The following is an 18,066-nucleotide window of genomic DNA, read 5'->3' as shown; positions in this document are numbered from 1 at the left end:
GTATAGATTATCTGCATAAATTAACTGCGTTAACCATAGCCTGTCTGTTGATCGGCTATGGTTTTTTAATTCTTACAGTGCTAAAAGAAGTTGTCGCTCTATTTGTGGATCTTGTAAGGTGACATGAAATCCAATTAGTCGTACACCTCGACCATTTCTGCGTTCATGCCATGCTTGGTAGGCAATATTTATTAAATCGGCTTTTTCTAAAATAGGATGAGTATGCTCTTGTGTCGTTAATTGAAAATCATCAAATTTTAGTTTAACGCCTTGCCTTGCTATCCTTAAATCAGGCTTCACTTTTGTCAGTCGCCTTTCTAATTCGCTATATAACCCGTCAAGTAATGACAAGCAATCATCCCAAGAATTAATATCTGAGGCAAAAGTACGCTCAACTCCGACTGATTTTCTAAGTCTGTCAGGATTAATGTCACGCTCATCAATGCCATGACTGCGTTCCCATAAATTTTGACCAAATTTCCCAAGCACTTTTACTAAAGAAATAACATCAGTACGGCGAATATCTGCACATGTTTCTAAACCCATTTCTTGTAAGCGAGCAAATGTCACCTTACCTACCCCTGGTATTTTATTAAGCGGTAATTTTAAAATAAAATCATCGACTTGCTCAGGTGTAATAACAAATTGCCCATTTGGTTTGTTGATATCAGAAGCAATTTTTGCAAGAAATTTAATCGGTGCAATCCCTGCGGATGCCGTGAGATTTAATTCATCAAAAATTTGTTGGCGAATTTCTTGAGCGATTAAGGTTGCTGAGCCATGACAATGCTGACTATCAGATACATCAAGATAAGCTTCATCGAGTGAAAGAGGCTCAATAAGGTGAGTATAGCGAGAAAAAATTTGGCGGATCTTTGCTGATGTCTCTTTATAGAGGGACATTCTGCCGGGTAAAACTTTTAAGTGAGGGCATAACTTCAACGCCGTTGCCGTTGACATAGCACTACGGACACCAAAACGACGGGCAGGATAATTCGCGGTGCAGATAACACCTCGGCTAGAAGCATTGCCTCCTACCGCAATTGGGATCTCTTTTAGTGCTGGATTATCTCGCATTTCAATCGCAGCATAAAAACAATCCATATCAACATGAATAATTTTACGCATACAATCACCTCACCTTATTTACTGTTTAAATATACAGTAAATAAGTATTAACTACAATTTTTATTCCTTCTCATCTCCCTCTATTGAGGTGTATTTCTCATAAAAATCTGAATTAGTCTGTTTATTTATAGAATTGTCACAAAGTGGTGATAGATTGTTTTTGCTCTCTGATTAATTACATTAATTTTAAATATTGTTTTGTAACTACATATAAAACAAGGAAATGTTTTTCATGATCAAATTATTCATCGCTATTTCTCTCTTTTTTTATTCTGTAATTCTTATGGCATCTCCTAAAATTATCGCACATCGAGGTGGCACCGCTGATGCCCCTGAAAATACTGAAATTGCTATAAAAACAGCCCTTGCTAATCAAGCTGATGCAATTTGGATCACTATTCAATTATCGAAAGATAATATTCCTGTCCTTTATCGCCCTAGCGATTTAAAAAGCTTAACGAATGGGCAAGGTAGTGTATCTGACTTTACTGCACAGCAGCTTAAACAATGGGATGCGGGCTATAAATTTGGTGAAGCACAACAATTTCCTTATCGAAATAAAGGTGTCACCATTCCAACATTGGATGAAATCTTAACTCAATTCCCCACAACACAGTTTTATCTTGATTTAAAATCACCTGATGCTGATCCAGCAATCCAAGGTGAAGCATTAACTACCGTACTTCGTAATCATAATGCACTGGATAGAACCCGCGTTTATTCTACAAATACCGCATTTCTTGACGCCTTACCAACTGATGTACAACGTTTTGAAAGTCGTGATATTACTCGTGATATTTTAGCCAACATCACAATGAGCCATGTTTGCCTACTACCTGAAAATTTAGATATTACTCGTTGGTATGGGCTGGAGCTTCACCGTAAAGTAGAAGTTGTTGAGAAATACACATTAGGTGAAGCACGCTCAGCATCGGTTCTGAGTTGGGATAAAGATGCCATGTCTTGTTTTCGTGCTGGTGGCAATGCTCATATTGTTCTTTTTGGGATCAATACAGAGAAAGATTATATTCAAGCCACAGAATTAGGTGCTGATGCAGTTATGGTCGATTCACCCGCAAAGATGAAAACATTTAGAAAAGAGTAAGCGCCTTCGCTTTTAGCTTCGTTTTTTTAGAAACAAATAAAAAAGAGTGATGTAAACAGATACACCACTCTTTTTTTACTTTTATCTCTTACTTAAAGAATTCTATTTTTATTAAGTAATTCTTCTCTTGCGACATCTTTTGCCATACGTTTTTTACGTGCATCACAAGGTTCAGGGCAATCACACTCTTTTTCTATGCCCATAGCGCCTAAACCGCCGCAGCTACCTTGAAGGCTTTTACGTTTTACAATATAGCCTAACGCCATACCAAAAAAGGCAATCAAGAATAAGATGAAGGCAAATAGAAATATTTTTAACATAACCTTCTCTCCTTAAATTCTACTTTTTCAAGAATGGGACGAATGCTTTACTATAACGCTCTTCAAACCCATTTTCAGTTTTCACTATCATAAAGACAGGAATATTTAGCTCGTTTGCTACTGCTAACCCTTTTTCAGGTCCTAAAACGTTCAATCCTGTCGAAAGACCATCTGCACTCATGCAAGTTGGCACAATCACAGTAATAGAAACAAGGTTATGTTTAATAGGATGACCTGTGGTTGGATCAATAGTATGAGAAAAACGAACCCCATTTTCTTCAAAATAGTTACGATAATCACCAGAAGTGGCTATTGAGTTATCACCCGGTTCAATAATTAGCTGAACACTCTGTTTTGTGCCATCACTCGCCGGTTTTTCAATCGCTATACGCCAAAGCTTGTCATTACCATTCATGCCTTGGGTTCTCACTTCACCACCAATATCAACCATATAGTTAGTAATATTCTGTGAAATTAAATATTCAGCCACAGCATCAACACCATAGCCTTTAGCTATTGAAGAGAGATCGACATAAAGTTCAGGGATCTTCTTAATTAATGAATTACCTTCAACAGCAAGGTAATCAATTCCAATCCATTGTTTACGTTTTTCTAATTCATCTTCAGAAGGCTGATGCGTAAATCGACCTTCTGGGCCAAATCCCCATAAATTAACTAACGGTCCAACAGTCACATCTAAAGCACCATCAGTTATTTTATTAATACGGATAGCTTCACTGACTACTTTAGCTGTCGCGGGTGAAACAGGGAATGGAGTATTAATTTCACGGCTTTGATTGAAACGGCTAAGTTCAGAATGAGGACGATATGTTGACATTTGATCGTTAACTTCTTCAAGAATACGATCAATCTCTGTTTGTAAGACGTTTTGTGGAGGTGAATTACTGTCAGGAACATATTTAATCGAGTAATAAGTTCCCATGGTTTCACCTTCTAATACCTGTTGCTTTTCACCACATGCAGATAATAGAACTAATGCAGACAGCATCACTACCCAATTGATCATCTTTCTTTTTAACATAACTCTCTCTTCTGATCATGAGCGCCCACATAAGTGGGCGCTTGTCATTTCATTCATTTATGCTTTATTGGAAGTTAGGATTTAGGATCAACCCCCAAAGTCATCCAGCATAATGTTTTCATCTTCAACGCCTAAATCTTTGAGCATTTTAATCACTGCTGCGTTCATCACTGGCGGTCCACACATATAGAATTCACAATCTTCTGGTGCTGGGTGATTTTTGAGGTAATTCTCAAACAACACATTGTGAATAAATCCAGTATAGCCAGTCCAATTATCTTCAGGCAGTGCATCTGAAAGCGCAACATTCCATGTGAAGTTTTCGTTTTCTTTTGCAAGCATATCGAAATCTTCTGTGTAGAACATTTCACGAACAGAACGCGCACCATACCAGAAGCTGATTTTACGTTTAGAATGTAAGCGCTTTAATTGGTCGAAGATATGTGAACGCATTGGCGCCATACCCGCACCACCACCAATAAAGATCATCTCAGCATCGGTTTTCTTAGCAAAGAATTCACCAAATGGCCCTGAAATTGTCACCTTATCACCCGGTTTTAATGACCAAATATACGATGACATAATTCCTGGTGGCACATCAGGATTACGTGGCGGAGGTGTTGCAATACGCACGTTTAACATGATGATGCCATGCTCTTCAGGGTAGTTCGCCATTGAATAAGCACGTACAGTAGTTTCTTTAACCTCAGAAACATAACGGAACAAATTAAATTTATCCCAATCTTCACGATACTCTTCTGGTACATCAAAATCTTCATAACGTACCGTATGAGGAGGACATTCAATTTGAATAAACCCACCAGCACGGAAAGGTACAACCTCACCTTCAGGAATTTTTAACACTAATTCTTTAATAAAAGTGGCTTTATTATCATTTGAGATAACTTCACATTCCCACTTTTTAACACCAAAGATTTCTTCTGGTAATTCTAATTTCAGGTTGTTTTTTACGTTTACCTGACACGCTAAACGACAACCTTCTTTAGCTTCACGTTTGTTAATATGTGAAAGTTCTGTCGGTAAAATATCACCGCCACCTTCCAGCACTTTAACGCGGCACTGACCACAAGAGCCACCGCCACCACAAGCTGAAGAAATAAAAATACCTTCGTTTGATAATACGTTAAGTAATTTATCACCTGCTGGTGCATCAAAACTTTTTTCTGGGTCTCCATTGACCTCAACTGAAATATCCCCTGTATTGACCAGTTTTGATTTTGCAAACAAAATCAACGCTGTTAATACCAATACAATCAGGGTAAACATCACGACACCTAGAATAATTATATCCATGAGTTCTTCTCACCCTTTATAGCTGAACACCAGAGAAGGACATGAAACCTAATGCCATCAACCCTGTGGTGACAAAAGTAACGCCTAACCCTTTCATACCTGCCGGTACATCCGCGTACTTCATTTTCTCACGGATAGAAGCCAGTAATACGATGGCTAACATCCAACCAATCCCAGAGCCGAAACCATAAACAATCGATTCACTAAAGTTATAGTCACGTTGTGCCATAAATGACACACCACCGAAAATGGCGCAGTTAACGGTAATAAGTGGCAAGAAGATCCCTAGTGCGTTATACAGCGAAGGGAAATAGCGGTCTAAAATCATTTCTAGGATTTGTACCAGTGCCGCAATCACACCAATGAAAGTGATAAAGTTTAAGAAACTTAAATCAACACCTTCCATTAATGCATTATCACGTAACACATAGTTGTAAACCAAGTTATTCAACGGTACAGAAAGACCTAGAACAACGGTAACAGCGATACCTAATCCAAACGCTGTTTTTACGTTTTTAGAAACGGCGAGGAATGTACACATCCCTAAGAAGAATGCGAGCGCCATATTCTCAATAAAAACAGCACGAACAAACAGGCTTATATAATGTTCCATGGCGATTAGTCCTCTTCAACCTGTGCAGGTTTTAATGTACGTAATCCCCAAATTAGCAAACCAATAATAAAGAACGCACTTGGTGCTAACAGGAATAAACCGTTTGGCTGATACCAACCACCATTTTGGATAGACTCCATCACTGTAATGCCGAATAATTTACCAGAACCAAAAAGTTCACGTAAAAAACCAACAAGGATCAAGATAACGCCATATCCTAAGCCGTTACCAATACCATCCATAAAGCTTTCAATAGGAGGTGCTTTCATCGCATAAGCTTCAGCACGCCCCATTACAATACAGTTAGTAATAATAAGACCAACGAAAACAGAAAGTTGCTTAGAAATTTCATACGCATAAGCTTGCAGTATTTGGTCAACAACGATAACTAATGAAGCAATAATCGCCATTTGAACAATAATACGAACGCTACTTGGTATGTAATTACGAATGAGTGAAATAAAGAAGCTTGAGAATGCAGTAACCAGAGTTACCGCAATTGTCATCACCAATGCGGTTTCAAGTTTTGTTGTTACCGCCAATGCAGAACACACACCTAATACCTGTAAGGCAATCGGGTTGTTATCTAACAATGGCCCAAGTAAAACTCGTTTAATTTCTTTTGTATCAGCCATTGATCTCTCCTTCACGCACTTTTTTCAGGAATGGGCCGAAACCTTTTTCGCCTAACCAGAAGTCGAACATATGCTGGATACCATTTGAGGTCAGCGTCGCACCAGAAAGCCCATCAATACCATAAGGGTTGCCAGCTGCTGCGCCACTACGCACAATCTTAATAGCAGGTACGCCTTCTTCATTAATTAAGCGCTTACCTTTCCATTGTGCTTTCCATTGTGGGTTATCAACTTCACCACCTAAGCCCGGTGTTTCACCATGAGCATAATAGGTAATACCTTTAGAAGTCACACCATCAATATCAACCGCAATAAATGCATACATCACAGACCATAAGCCAGAACCATAAACAGGTAGAACGACTTCAGTCGTTTTGCCTTGTTCATCAAGAACAAAATATACTTCTGCGGTATTTGAACGTCGGCGAATTTTTGCAAGATCTTCTTCTGGGGATAATGCAATGGAAGTATCATCACTACGTAATGTAGCGTTTAAATCAAAATTGCCTTTACTATCAGTCAGTTCACCTGTCTGGAAATTAACAATTTTGGCTTTAATGCGAGTGTCATACACTTTCAGTACATCTGCCGCACTCATTTTAGGTACGAGCAGACCCGCAACATCAAGAATATTACGTTGTTTATCAAGAAGTTTTTGCTCTTCTTGTTTAGACTTCAGTCCAACGGCTGCTCCTGCTACTACCACGGAACACACAAGACATAGAATAAATACAACGAGGAACGTTCTTGCGACGCTATCTTTGTTTTTCTCTTTAGCCACGAGCTTGTCTCCGCTTAATATTCGCCTGAACAACCACGTAATCAAACAGTGGTGCAAATAAGTTTGCGAATAAGATTGCCAGCATCATACCTTCTGGGTAAGCCGGATTGACGACACGAATAAGCACAGCCATTACGCCAATCAAAATACCGTAAGCCCATTTACCTTTATCGGTAAACGATGCGGATACTGGATCTGTTGCCATAAACATCATACCGAAAGCAAAACCACCTAATACTAAGTGCCAGTGCCAAGGCATTGAGAAGAGAGGATTAGTATCTGAACCAATAAAATTAAACAGGTATGACATTGCAATCATGCCCACCATTACCCCAGCAACAATACGCCATGAAGCAATGCGAGCAAAAAGAATGACAGCCCCACCGATTAAAATCATCAGTGTTGAAACTTCACCTATCGATCCTGGGATATATCCAAGGAAAGCATCCATCCAAGAGATAGGTTGTTGAGTGACGGTATTTAATAGCGCACTTTGACCCGATACAGACCATTGTGATAATGGTGTCGCACCAGAGAAGCCATCAGCCGCAGTCCAAACCAGATCACCTGAAATTTGAGCTGGATAAGCAAAGAACAGGAATGCACGACCTGCTAATGCCGGGTTTAAGAAGTTACGCCCTGTACCACCAAAGATTTCTTTCGCGATAACAACACCAAACGTAATACCTAATGCAGCCTGCCAAAGTGGTAATGTTGGCGGTACGATCAAGGCAAATAAGATTGATGTAACAAAGAAACCTTCGTTAATTTCATGGCCACGAATAAAGGCAAAAAGAACTTCCCAAAATCCACCCACCGCAAAAACAACAAGATAAATAGGTAAAAAGTAAGTTGCACCAAGTAGCATCTTACTTGCCCATCCAGCATCTGTTGTTAATGATGCGCCAAGGAATTCAGCAAGGCGATAGTGCCAATCTGAAGCAATGATTTGCTGTAATTCTGCTCCGCTATATAACTGATTCAGCGCAGGGATTGCTTGATGACCGACATTATACATTCCCCAAAACATTGCTGGGAAAACAGCCAACCAAACTAAGATCATCATGCGTTTTAGGTCAATAGTGTCACGAACATGCCCACCATTACGCGTGACAGTACCTGGCGTATAAAATACCGTGGTCACTGCTTCATAAAGTACGTACCATTTTGCTAATTTGCCTCCAGGCTCAAAATGGTGCTCTACTTTTTCAAACAAATTTTTCAAACCCATGAGTTACCCTTCCTGCTCAATTTTGGTCAAGACTTGGCGCAGTGCTGGGCCATACTCATATTTGCTTGGGCAAACATAAGTACATAATCCCAAATCTTCTTCATCCAATTCCAAACAACCTAATGCTTGAGAACTGTCAGTATCACCTACAACTAAATCACGTAATAAATGCGTTGCCATAATGTCTAACGGCATTACACGCTCATAGTTACCAATTGGTACCATTGAACGTTCGCCACCATTCATTGTGGTTGTAAATGCAAAGCGTTTATTTTTTAAGAAGTGACCGATAGTTGTACGAGTGATAGAAAATTTATCGCTACCCGGCATACCCCAACCAAATAACTCTTTATCACGACCTTCTCGTAATACAGAAACTTGGTTATGGAAACGACCTAAATAGTGATGAGCCTCATCAGATTTCCATCCCCATAATACAGAGCCAGAAATAATGCGGTTTTCACCATCAACTAATTGATCTTTAGTTAACTCATAGAGATCAGCCCCTAAACGAGTACGCACTAAACGCGGTACTTTTACTTGAGGGCCAGCTAATGCAACAACACGTTCTGTATATAAAGAACCTGTTGTAAACAAATAACCAATCGCAATGACATCTTGGTAATTTAAATGCCAAACCATTTTCTTAGCACTCACCGGCTCTAAGAAATGGATATGTGTACCGACTAATCCTGCTGGATGTGGTCCTGCAAATTGGTTATAGCTAATTTGTCCATCATTTAATTTTGTAGGTGATTTTTCACCATGACAAACATAGACTTTGCCTTCGGTTAAACGAGTTAAAACAACAAGACCATCATTAAATGCCTTCTCATTTTGCTCAATAATAACCATAGGATCTGCTGCAAGCGGATTTGTATCCATTGCAGAGACAAAAATGGCGACAGGTGTTGTACCTAAATGCGGAGTCCGGCTATAAGGGCGAGTCCTTAATGTAGTCCACATTCCCGAATTAACGAGGTTAGTTTCAACTTGTTCACGGGTCAGATCTGAGAGCGTTGAGCTATCATAACGGTTAAAGGTGATTTCTTCGTCGCCATCAATTTCGATAACGATAGATTGGAACACACGACGTTCGCCGCGGTTAATTGCAACGACTTTACCACAAGCTGGGCTGGTGAAAACAACACCGGCATTCTTTTTATCTTCAAAAAGAATTTGCCCTTTTTTTACATGCTCACCTTCCGAAACCATCATAGAAGGACGCATACCGACATATTCTTCACCTAGCAATGCTACGTGTCGAATCGCGGGGCCGTCTTCTATCACTTGGGCAGGCGCTCCTGCAATTGGGAGGTCGAGTCCTTTTTTAATTTTAATCATAAGATTTGCACAAGTTTATCAGTTAAACCCTAAGCTACAAATTCACCCCGAAAATGTAGCGACTCTGTAATAAAAACATCTTAAGGCATTTTTAAACCCTAAGTTATTTATCTCCGATAATTGTTACTATTTTCTCTTATTCTGCCGAACTGAATTTTATCATCTCAGCCTAAACCTGTCTGACTATTCGAGTGATTTAGCTCAAGCAAATGGGAATATTATTTTGACTGAAACGTTAACAACTCGTATAAACCGAATTAAAATATCATCTTTTTCGACGAGCGCTTAAATTTCATACGGAATATTTTGTAAAAGAAAAGAAACCATATCAGATTTTAATTTACAAATTTATTGCTTCATAGCAATCTAAGATCTACTTTATCAACAAATTTTAAGCTATTTTTCTGATAAAACCATGACCAGTCACGCAAAACAACTAATCAGTTTTTTAACATTAATGTTAATTTCCTTATTAGTTAACGCTGAAAACAATTCAAGTTTTCTAATGAAACCTGTTAAAAAAAGTACAGGGCAGCCTATCTATATTCAGATTTTCAAAGAAGAAAGCTTACTTGAACTTTATACAGAAAAATTAGATGGGCAATTAGAAAAAGTACGTACTTACCCTATTTGTAGCTATTCCGGAGGTCTTGGCCCTAAAAAATTTCAAGGGGATTTAAAAAGCCCTGAGGGTTTTTATCAGGTTAATTTCTCACAATTAAATCCGAATAGTCGATTTTACCGAGCAATCAACCTGGGATTTCCTAATCAATATGACAAATCAAAAGGATATACAGGCGATTTTTTAATGATCCACGGGGCATGTAAATCGGTTGGTTGCTATGCAATGACTGATCCAGTGATGGATGAAATTTATCAGTATGCTGAATTGGCGCTACTAGGGGGGCAATCTACGATTAATATTCATATTTTTCCATTTAGAATGACCGCTGAAAATATGAAAAAACATCAGTATTCAAAAGATATGGATTTCTGGCAACAACTTATGCCAGCCTACCAATATGTTGAAGAACGCAAACAAATCCCATCTGTTACCGTTCAAGATGGGCGTTATTTCGTTAATAGCACGTTGACTTCACCTAATAGTGTCAATCCTATCCTTAACTTATCGCAAAATAGTGAAAGCAAATGGTTACAGAATACGCACACCACGATCAAATAAGACAAACTCGCCAGCGGGAATACGCTGCCAAGATTCATTTCCAGTCAATGGTAATGTTGAAATAACAGAAACCACATCATCTGATTGTGTGTGTTGCTGGAAATCGATTTCTACATCTTGATCAAGTAATTTCGCTTTGCCGAAAGGCGCTTTACGTGTGATCCAATGTAAATTAGTTGAACAATATGCCATTACAAACCGACCATCTGACAACAGCATATTAAAAACCCCTTTTTGCTTTAATTGAGAGGCTAAAACAGCGATAAAACGAAATACAGCAGACCAATTCGCAGGGGTTCTTTTATAGCGATTATCGAGCTGATTTAAGATCCAGCAAAATGCTTTTTCACTATCCGTCTGCCCAATGGCTCTAAAACGCCCAGTATCAAGAGATTGATAACCTTTTAGTTGACCATTATGTGCATAAGTCCAGTTTTTTCCCCATAATTCACGGGTAAAAGGATGGGTATTTTCTAAAGAGACATTACCTCGATTCGCTTGGCGAATATGAGCAATCACAGCCTCTGATTTAATAGGGTATTCTTGCACAAAGCGAGCGACTGGTGAAATTGCGCTAGCTTGAGGATCTTTAAATGTACGACATCCCAATCCTTCATAGAAAGTAATTCCCCAACCATCTTTATGAGGTCCTGTCTTACCACCTCTTGGAATTAATCCACTTAGACTGAAATTAATATCTGTCGGTACATTTGCACTCATGCCTAACAACTCACACATCGCTCACTCCTTCTTGTTGATATTTCTTGCTAATTTATAGCAATATCAACAAATTATTTTTCCATTTCTTTTTCAATTAATTGGATCAGAATATGGATAACTTTAATATGAATTTCTTGAATACGATCAGCGTAACCGAAATGAGGTACACGAATTTCAATATCGGCTGTACCGTCCATTTTTCCGCCATCTTTACCTGTTAGCGTAATGACTTTCATGCCTTTTTCACGCGCAGCACTAATTGCTTTGATGATATTGCCTGAATTGCCTGAGGTTGAAATACCCAGCAGAACATCACCTTCTTTACCCACAGCTTCAACATAGCGGGAGAAGATATATTCATAGCCAAAATCATTACTTACACATGAGATATGGCTTACATCTGAAATAGCAATGGCAGGATAACCGGGGCGATTTTCGCGATAACGTCCAGTTAATTCTTCTGCAAAATGCATTGCATCACAATGAGAGCCACCATTACCGCAAGATAATACTTTACCGCCTGCTTTAAAAGAATCTGCTAATAATACTGCCGCTTTTTGAATAGCTTCAATATTTGCATCATCTTGAAGAAAACGAGAAAGTGTATCTGCTGCTTCTGTTAATTCACCACGGATAAGATCTTGGTACATAGGATTTTTACTCCAGAAAGGGTAATCGAAATTTTCTGTTTCTCAGTGTAACGGATTAAATGTCATGAAAGAAGATACTGATTATCGACAAATGCTAACTTCTCTCATTTACGAATAATTTGTGAGCTATATTGTAATTAGAATGTAAATATATTGATAAAAGTTAGTGACTAGATTAGATCTAAATAACAAACAACAGGTCTGACCTCTGATCTCTTGCTAAATACAGGAGTTTATTATGACACTACTCAGTATCGTACTTTTTATTGTTCTTATTGGTGTACTTAGTTATCGCAAATACGGTATCGCAGTAAGTAGCTTCGCACTTATTGCTTATACATTAGTTATGGGTGTCGCCAATATTTGGAGTTACTGGTTACTCCTTCCCGTTGCATTGGTTTTATTACCCTTTGCTATCCCTTCTATTCGTAAAGCCTATATCTCAGTACCTGCACTTAAAGCATTTCAAAAAGTCATGCCTTCTATGTCTAAAACTGAACAAGAAGCTATTGATGCGGGTACAACATGGTGGGAAGGCGAGCTTTTCCGAGGCGCTCCCGATTGGAAACAACTTCATAATTACCCTAAACCACAGCTAACTGCTGAAGAGCAAGCTTTCCTTGATGGACCTGTCGAAGAAGTTTGTCGCATGACAAATGACTTTGAAATTACTCATGAACTAGCTGACTTACCTCCCGAAATTTGGCAATACCTTAAAGATAATCGCTTCTTTGCGATGATCATTAAAAAAGAGTACGGCGGGTTAGAATTTTCAGCCTACGCTCAATCACGCGTATTGCAAAAACTATCAGGGGTATCTGGTATTTTAGCCATCACGGTTGGTGTACCTAACTCTTTAGGTCCCGGTGAGCTATTGCAACACTACGGTACTGATGAACAGAAAAAACGTTATTTACCAGGTTTAGCTAAAGGTGATGAAATTCCTTGTTTCGCCTTAACAAGCCCTGAAGCTGGCTCTGATGCTGGCTCTATTCCTGATAGTGGTGTTGTCTGTATGGGTGAATGGCAAGGCGAGCAAGTACTTGGTCTTCGTTTAACATGGAATAAACGCTATATCACGCTTGCCCCTATCGCGACCGTATTAGGATTAGCATTTAAATTACGCGATCCTGACCATCTATTAAGTAATGATGAAAACCCAGGCATTACCTGCGCGTTAATTCCAACTGATGTCAAAGGCGTTGAAATCGGTCATCGTCATTTCCCATTGAACGTACCCTTTATGAATGGGCCGACGCGTGGTAAAGATGTTTTTGTTCCTATCGATTACATCATTGGTGGACCAAAAATGGCAGGTCAAGGTTGGAGAATGCTGGTGGAATGTCTCTCTGTTGGTCGAGGCATTACTCTACCTTCAAACTCTACCGGTGGGTTAAAGAGTGTGGCAATGGCAACAGGCGCTTATTCTCGCATCCGTCGTCAGTTCAAAATTCCAATTGGCAAAATGGAAGGTATTGAAGAGCCATTAGCACGCCTAGCTGGTAACGCCTATCTTTTAGATTCTGCAGCGACCTTAATTACTACGGGTATTATGCTGGGAGAAAAACCCGCCGTATTATCAGCTATCGTGAAATATCACTGTACTCACCGAGCGCAACGTGGCGTTATTGATGCAATGGATATCGTTGGTGGTAAAGGGATCTGCCTTGGGCCATCAAACTTTGTCGCACGTTCTTATCAAGGCTCTCCAATTGCCATCACAGTTGAAGGTGCCAATATTTTAACTCGTAGCATGATCATTTATGGTCAAGGTGCTATTCGTTGCCATCCTTATGTATTAGATGAAATTGCAGCGGCACGAGATAATAACCTACATGATTTCGACCGCGCTTTATTTGGTCATATTGGTCATGTGGCAAGTAATACCTTACGTAGTTTATGGTTAGGTATCACTAATGGTCGATTAAGTCATTCTCCAACTAATGATGAAACCCGCCGTTATTATCAACAAATTAACCGCCTAAGTGCCAATATGGCGCTATTGTCTGATGTTTCAATGGGCGTTTTAGGTGGAAGCTTAAAACGTCGTGAACGTATTTCAGCACGTTTAGGTGACATATTAAGTCATATCTTCCTCGCTTCTGCCGCTCTTAAGCGTTATGAAGATGAAGGACGCCATACTGCGGATTTACCTCTGGTACATTGGAGCGTAAAAGAGTGTTTATACCAAGCTGAAAATGCAATTGATGAACTGCTACGCAATTTTCCAAGCCGTGTTATTGCAGGAACGATGCGTGCAATTATTTTCCCACTGGGTAAAGCTCAAAAATTACCATCAGATAAATTAGATAGCAAAGTCGCGCAACTTATCCAACAACCTTCTGAAACTCGTGATCGCATTGGTAGAGGTCAGTACTTAACACCGAGCGAGCATAATCCACATGGTTTAATGGAAGAAGCACTACTGGATATCTTAGCTGCTGAGCCTATTTTTGACCGTATTTGTCGCCTTTATGAGAAGAAGTTTAGCTTTACTCAATTAGATAAATTAGCGGACAAAGCACTGGCTGATAAACGCGTAACTCAAGAAGAAGCCAATATCTTACGTAAAGCAGAACAGAGCCGCTTACGGAGTATTAATGTTGATGAGCTTGACTTTGATGCATTGGCGGTACCTGCAAAAAAGCCGAAAGCTGACAAAGTCAAAACAGACAAAGCAGCTTAACAACAGATATAAAGGGAAATACTCCCCCTGATAAAACACAAACACCTCATTACGTTAAGTCATGAGGTGTTTTTTTATTTTTCAATAAAGCATGTTTAATAAAAAGAATAAATTAGAGATCTAACTCCAACGCTAATAACTCTTCTATTGTTTGGCGGCGACGAATTAATTGAGGAACACCCTTTGTTATCAGCACTTCAGGAATAAGTGGTCGGCTATTATAATTAGATGACATTGAAGCACCGTAAGCCCCAGTATCATGAATAACTAAATAATCACCGACCTGTGCTTGAGGCAATAAACGAGGTGTGACCATTCCTCCCTCTTCTTGAGTGAAAACATCTCCAGATTCACACAAAGGACCTGCCACAATCGTCTCTTGTAATTCTGACATTGGTTTTATTTGACCATGACTATCTAAAACTGAAATGTGATGATAACTGCCATACATTGCAGGACGCATTAAATCACTAAATCCAGCATCCACCAGCACATAATGACGGCTTCCCATTGATTTAACGGCTCTTATTTGTGAAATCAATACACCTGATTCCGCCACTAAGAAACGTCCCGGCTCGATTTCTAACTCAACAGAGTGCCCTAAGTGTTGTGCAATACGATGACGTGCCTTATCCCATAAAGAAAAATAGTGATCTAAATCGACTGTTGCATCACCCTCTTGATAAGGCGTTGATAATCCGCCTCCTGCCGAAATAGCCTGAATATCAACTTGAGAGGTAAGCACTTGCTCTACCATCGCATCACAAACACTAGAAAGATGTTGATAATCAACACCAGAGCCAATATGCATATGAAAACCGACTAAAGTTAGATTGTATTGTTGGATCACCGCTAACGCTTCAGGCACATCTTCATACCAAATACCATGCTTACTGTTTTCTCCACCCGTATTGGTTTTTTGGCTATGCCCATGACCAAATCCGGGGTTAATTCTAATCCACACCGCATGCCCTTGATTGTGTTCACCTAATTGACGAAGCATATCAATAGAGCCAGCATTAACAGGAATATCTAACTCCACAACACGTTCAAGGGTTCTTTCATCCAGTAAGTCAGCCGTAAAGACAATCTCACTTTTTTCTCTGCCACATTGATAACCCGCAACTAAAGCACGTTCAATCTCTCCTAATGACACAGAGTCCACTTTCACACCCTGTGCTTTCATTAAACGTAAGATATGAATATTGGAGCATGCTTTTTGAGCAAACCGAACCACATCAAAAGATTTAAGCTGAGCAATACGCTGAGAAATTGTATCGCCTTGATAAATCCATAATGGCGTTCCATAAGTTTGTGCTAATTGGTATTGAGCCATAGTTATTGATGTTGTCATGTTATCTACTCATAAAAGTCGCGGGTGAATAAATTCATTATTTATTAACTTAAAAGGGAATAAAAATATCAAATAAGCTACACTCTATTCATCTGTGATATAGGAATGGACAATGAAAGCTCCTTTTAATTGGCGGCATATTGAAATTTTTCATGCAGTGATGACCACTCAGAATCTGACTGAAGCCGCAGAGTTACTGAAAACATCACAACCCACTGTCAGTAGAGAGTTATCTCGTCTTGAGCATCTATTAGCATTTAAATTATTTGATAGAATAAAGGGGCGTTTACAACCCACAACTGAAGGGTTGCGCTTTTTTGAGGAAGTACAGCGTTCTTATTATGGCTTAGATAGAATAATTAACGCTGCTGAAAACATTCGCCATTTTAACCAAGCAGAATTGAATATCACCTGTTTGCCCGCATTTGCTCAATCATTATTACCTTCAATTTGCCGACAATTTCTAGATACATATCCTGATGTTAACTTAACCATTGTTCCTCAAGAATCCCCGTTATTAGAAGAGTGGCTATCGGCTCAACATTATGATTTAGGATTGACTGAACACACACAAACACCTGCGGGCACCCAACAAGAAACTGTGCTTACACTCAATGAAGTCGCTGTTTTACCCAAGTCTCACCCATTGTGTAACAAGCCATTGTTAAATCCTGCTGATTTTCAAAGTCAGCGTTTTATTAGCTTGTCGGCCAATGATAGCTACCGACAATTGATTGATAGCGTTTTTATTAAAGATGGAATTACACGACAGCTAGTGATGGAAACACAAAGTGCTGCCTCTATTTGTGCCATGGTGAGTGAAAATATCGGCATTTCAATTGTTAACCCGATTACCGCACTTGATTACTTAGATAAGCCTATTTGTCTTCGTCCTTTAAGCTTTTCAATCCCCTTTACCATCAGCTTAATTACCCCATCACATCGCCCTTCATCACAACTTGTTGCCTATTTTATTGATGTGATGAAAAAGACATTATCAGACTACCCTAAGCGACTAACCCAAGCTTTTACCCGATAAAGCGAGCCAATAAGGTGATGATGAAAACCACTCTACTAAGAAATCCAACAATACTCTGACAGCCGCAGGCATATTTTGTCGGCTCGCTAAAACTGCATAAATTCCCATCGGCAGCGCTTGATAGTCAGACAAAACTTGTTCTAATTCACCGCTTTCAAGATAAGGTTTGGCTGAATAATAAGGTTGTAGCGATATACCTACTCCTTTTAACGTAGCTTGCAATAAAACAACCGATTCATTTGCACTTAAATTACCGCCAACAGGCACTGAATAACGTTCATCACCTAAATTAAATTCCCACAAACTGCGCCCAAAAAATCGATAAGTTAAACATTGATGCTGAGCAAGTTCATCTGGCGTTTGAGGTATGCCTTTTTTTGCTAAGTAATCTTTATGCGCACACACCACCGAAAGGCATGTTGCTAGCGAGCGTGCGATTAAATTAGGTTCAAGGTGATTCGTAATACGCAATGCAATATCAATACGTTCTTCCACCAAATTCACGGTTTGATTGGTAATTTGTAAATCAACCGCAATTAAAGGATAACGTTGCATAAACTCGCATATCGCTACTGACAAAATACTATTTGCTAATGATTGTGAACTGGTAATACGAACAAGCCCACTGATTTGATGACGTTCTTTCGGAATATTGGCAGGAATACGTTCAGCCATTTCTAATAGCTGTAAACTCTGTTCATATACCATTTCACCTACTGATGTTAGGCTTTGTTTGCGTGTCGTTCTGTGCAATAAACGCACCCCTGCCCACTCTTCCATTTCATTTAAATATCGCGTCACCATCGCTCTAGACATACCTAGATAATCAGCAGCTTTTATCATGCTTCCCTGCTTCACAATGGTGACAAACACTTCTGATGCTTTTATTTTATCCATTTCATTTACTCGATTTACGCAACA

At 39.3% G+C, this 18,066-nt stretch carries 17 protein-coding genes; 4 read left to right on the top strand and 13 right to left on the bottom strand.

Annotated features, from left to right (window positions below):
- Positions 1-72 precede the first annotated feature (72 nt).
- The gene (gene dinB, locus BTA34_RS03310; RefSeq protein ID WP_151434495.1) at positions 73-1,128 is read right to left on the bottom strand and encodes a DNA polymerase IV; all 1,056 of its coding nucleotides are present in this window, start codon (positions 1,126-1,128) and stop codon (positions 73-75) included.
- A gap of 232 nt (positions 1,129-1,360) precedes the next feature.
- Here dinB and BTA34_RS03305 point away from each other — a divergent pair, with 232 nt between their 5' ends.
- Positions 1,361-2,233, top strand: a complete 873-nt coding sequence (locus BTA34_RS03305; protein WP_151434494.1) for a glycerophosphodiester phosphodiesterase family protein — start codon at positions 1,361-1,363, stop codon at positions 2,231-2,233.
- Positions 2,234-2,325: 92 nt separating this feature from the next.
- On the opposite strand, the gene nqrM is transcribed toward BTA34_RS03305, so the two are convergent.
- The 8 genes from nqrM to BTA34_RS03265 all read right to left on the bottom strand — a co-directional run bounded on the left by nqrM (position 2,326) and on the right by BTA34_RS03265 (position 9,513).
- Positions 2,326-2,553 carry a (Na+)-NQR maturation NqrM gene (nqrM, locus tag BTA34_RS03300; RefSeq protein ID WP_151434493.1) on the bottom strand — a complete coding sequence of 76 codons (228 nt, stop codon included), beginning with the start codon at positions 2,551-2,553 and terminating at the stop codon, positions 2,326-2,328.
- Positions 2,554-2,572: 19 nt separating this feature from the next.
- Positions 2,573-3,595, bottom strand: coding sequence for an FAD:protein FMN transferase (locus BTA34_RS03295; RefSeq protein WP_151434492.1), 1,023 nt, complete (start codon positions 3,593-3,595; stop codon positions 2,573-2,575).
- Positions 3,596-3,682: 87 nt separating this feature from the next.
- A complete protein-coding gene (gene nqrF, locus BTA34_RS03290; RefSeq protein WP_151434491.1) occupies positions 3,683-4,909 on the bottom strand; it encodes an NADH:ubiquinone reductase (Na(+)-transporting) subunit F in 1,227 nt (408 codons plus the stop codon).
- A 16-nt stretch (positions 4,910-4,925) separates the two neighbouring features.
- Positions 4,926-5,522 carry an NADH:ubiquinone reductase (Na(+)-transporting) subunit E gene (gene nqrE, locus BTA34_RS03285; protein ID WP_151434490.1) on the bottom strand — a complete coding sequence of 199 codons (597 nt, stop codon included), beginning with the start codon at positions 5,520-5,522 and terminating at the stop codon, positions 4,926-4,928.
- Between the two features lie 5 nt (positions 5,523-5,527).
- Positions 5,528-6,157 (bottom strand): NADH:ubiquinone reductase (Na(+)-transporting) subunit D, encoded by a 630-nt coding sequence (locus BTA34_RS03280; protein ID WP_151434489.1) that lies wholly within the window; start codon positions 6,155-6,157, stop codon positions 5,528-5,530.
- Complete coding sequence (locus tag BTA34_RS03275) at positions 6,150-6,938, bottom strand: Na(+)-translocating NADH-quinone reductase subunit C (RefSeq protein WP_151434488.1); 789 nt, start codon at positions 6,936-6,938, stop codon at positions 6,150-6,152. The genes BTA34_RS03280 and BTA34_RS03275 overlap by 8 nt, the downstream gene beginning before the upstream one ends.
- Positions 6,931-8,169, bottom strand: a complete 1,239-nt coding sequence (locus tag BTA34_RS03270) for an NADH:ubiquinone reductase (Na(+)-transporting) subunit B (protein ID WP_151434487.1) — start codon at positions 8,167-8,169, stop codon at positions 6,931-6,933. The genes BTA34_RS03275 and BTA34_RS03270 overlap by 8 nt, the downstream gene beginning before the upstream one ends.
- Positions 8,170-8,172: 3 nt before the next feature.
- Positions 8,173-9,513: a Na(+)-translocating NADH-quinone reductase subunit A gene (locus BTA34_RS03265; RefSeq protein ID WP_151434486.1), complete on the bottom strand. Its 1,341-nt coding sequence runs from the start codon at positions 9,511-9,513 to the stop codon at positions 8,173-8,175.
- 415 nt (positions 9,514-9,928) lie between these two features.
- Between BTA34_RS03265 and BTA34_RS03260 the strand changes: the two genes are divergently transcribed.
- A complete protein-coding gene (locus tag BTA34_RS03260; protein ID WP_151434485.1) occupies positions 9,929-10,696 on the top strand; it encodes a L,D-transpeptidase family protein in 768 nt (255 codons plus the stop codon).
- Here BTA34_RS03260 and BTA34_RS03255 read toward each other — a convergent pair.
- Together BTA34_RS03255 and lpcA are read right to left on the bottom strand one after the other, a co-directional pair.
- Positions 10,667-11,434 carry a class II glutamine amidotransferase gene (locus tag BTA34_RS03255; protein WP_109373915.1) on the bottom strand — a complete coding sequence of 256 codons (768 nt, stop codon included), beginning with the start codon at positions 11,432-11,434 and terminating at the stop codon, positions 10,667-10,669. The genes BTA34_RS03260 and BTA34_RS03255 overlap by 30 nt on opposite strands.
- Before the next feature lie 53 nt (positions 11,435-11,487).
- Positions 11,488-12,066: a D-sedoheptulose 7-phosphate isomerase gene (gene lpcA, locus BTA34_RS03250; RefSeq protein ID WP_006534804.1), complete on the bottom strand. Its 579-nt coding sequence runs from the start codon at positions 12,064-12,066 to the stop codon at positions 11,488-11,490.
- Positions 12,067-12,304: 238 nt separating this feature from the next.
- Here lpcA and fadE point away from each other — a divergent pair, with 238 nt between their 5' ends.
- Complete coding sequence (gene fadE, locus BTA34_RS03245) at positions 12,305-14,752, top strand: acyl-CoA dehydrogenase FadE (protein WP_151434484.1); 2,448 nt, start codon at positions 12,305-12,307, stop codon at positions 14,750-14,752.
- A 112-nt stretch (positions 14,753-14,864) separates the two neighbouring features.
- On the opposite strand, the gene lysA is transcribed toward fadE, so the two are convergent.
- Positions 14,865-16,106: a diaminopimelate decarboxylase gene (lysA, locus tag BTA34_RS03240; RefSeq protein WP_151434483.1), complete on the bottom strand. Its 1,242-nt coding sequence runs from the start codon at positions 16,104-16,106 to the stop codon at positions 14,865-14,867.
- A 112-nt stretch (positions 16,107-16,218) separates the two neighbouring features.
- Here lysA and BTA34_RS03235 point away from each other — a divergent pair, with 112 nt between their 5' ends.
- Positions 16,219-17,145, top strand: coding sequence for a LysR family transcriptional regulator (locus BTA34_RS03235; RefSeq protein ID WP_151434482.1), 927 nt, complete (start codon positions 16,219-16,221; stop codon positions 17,143-17,145).
- On the opposite strand, the gene BTA34_RS03230 is transcribed toward BTA34_RS03235, so the two are convergent.
- A complete protein-coding gene (locus BTA34_RS03230; protein WP_151434481.1) occupies positions 17,122-18,042 on the bottom strand; it encodes a LysR family transcriptional regulator in 921 nt (306 codons plus the stop codon). The genes BTA34_RS03235 and BTA34_RS03230 overlap by 24 nt on opposite strands.
- Positions 18,043-18,066: the final 24 nt, after the last annotated feature.

The organism is Proteus sp. CD3 (assembly GCF_008808075.1).
Taxonomy (GTDB): Bacteria; Pseudomonadota; Gammaproteobacteria; order Enterobacterales; family Enterobacteriaceae; genus Proteus; species Proteus appendicitidis.
This window is presented reverse-complemented; position numbering and strand designations above follow the sequence as displayed.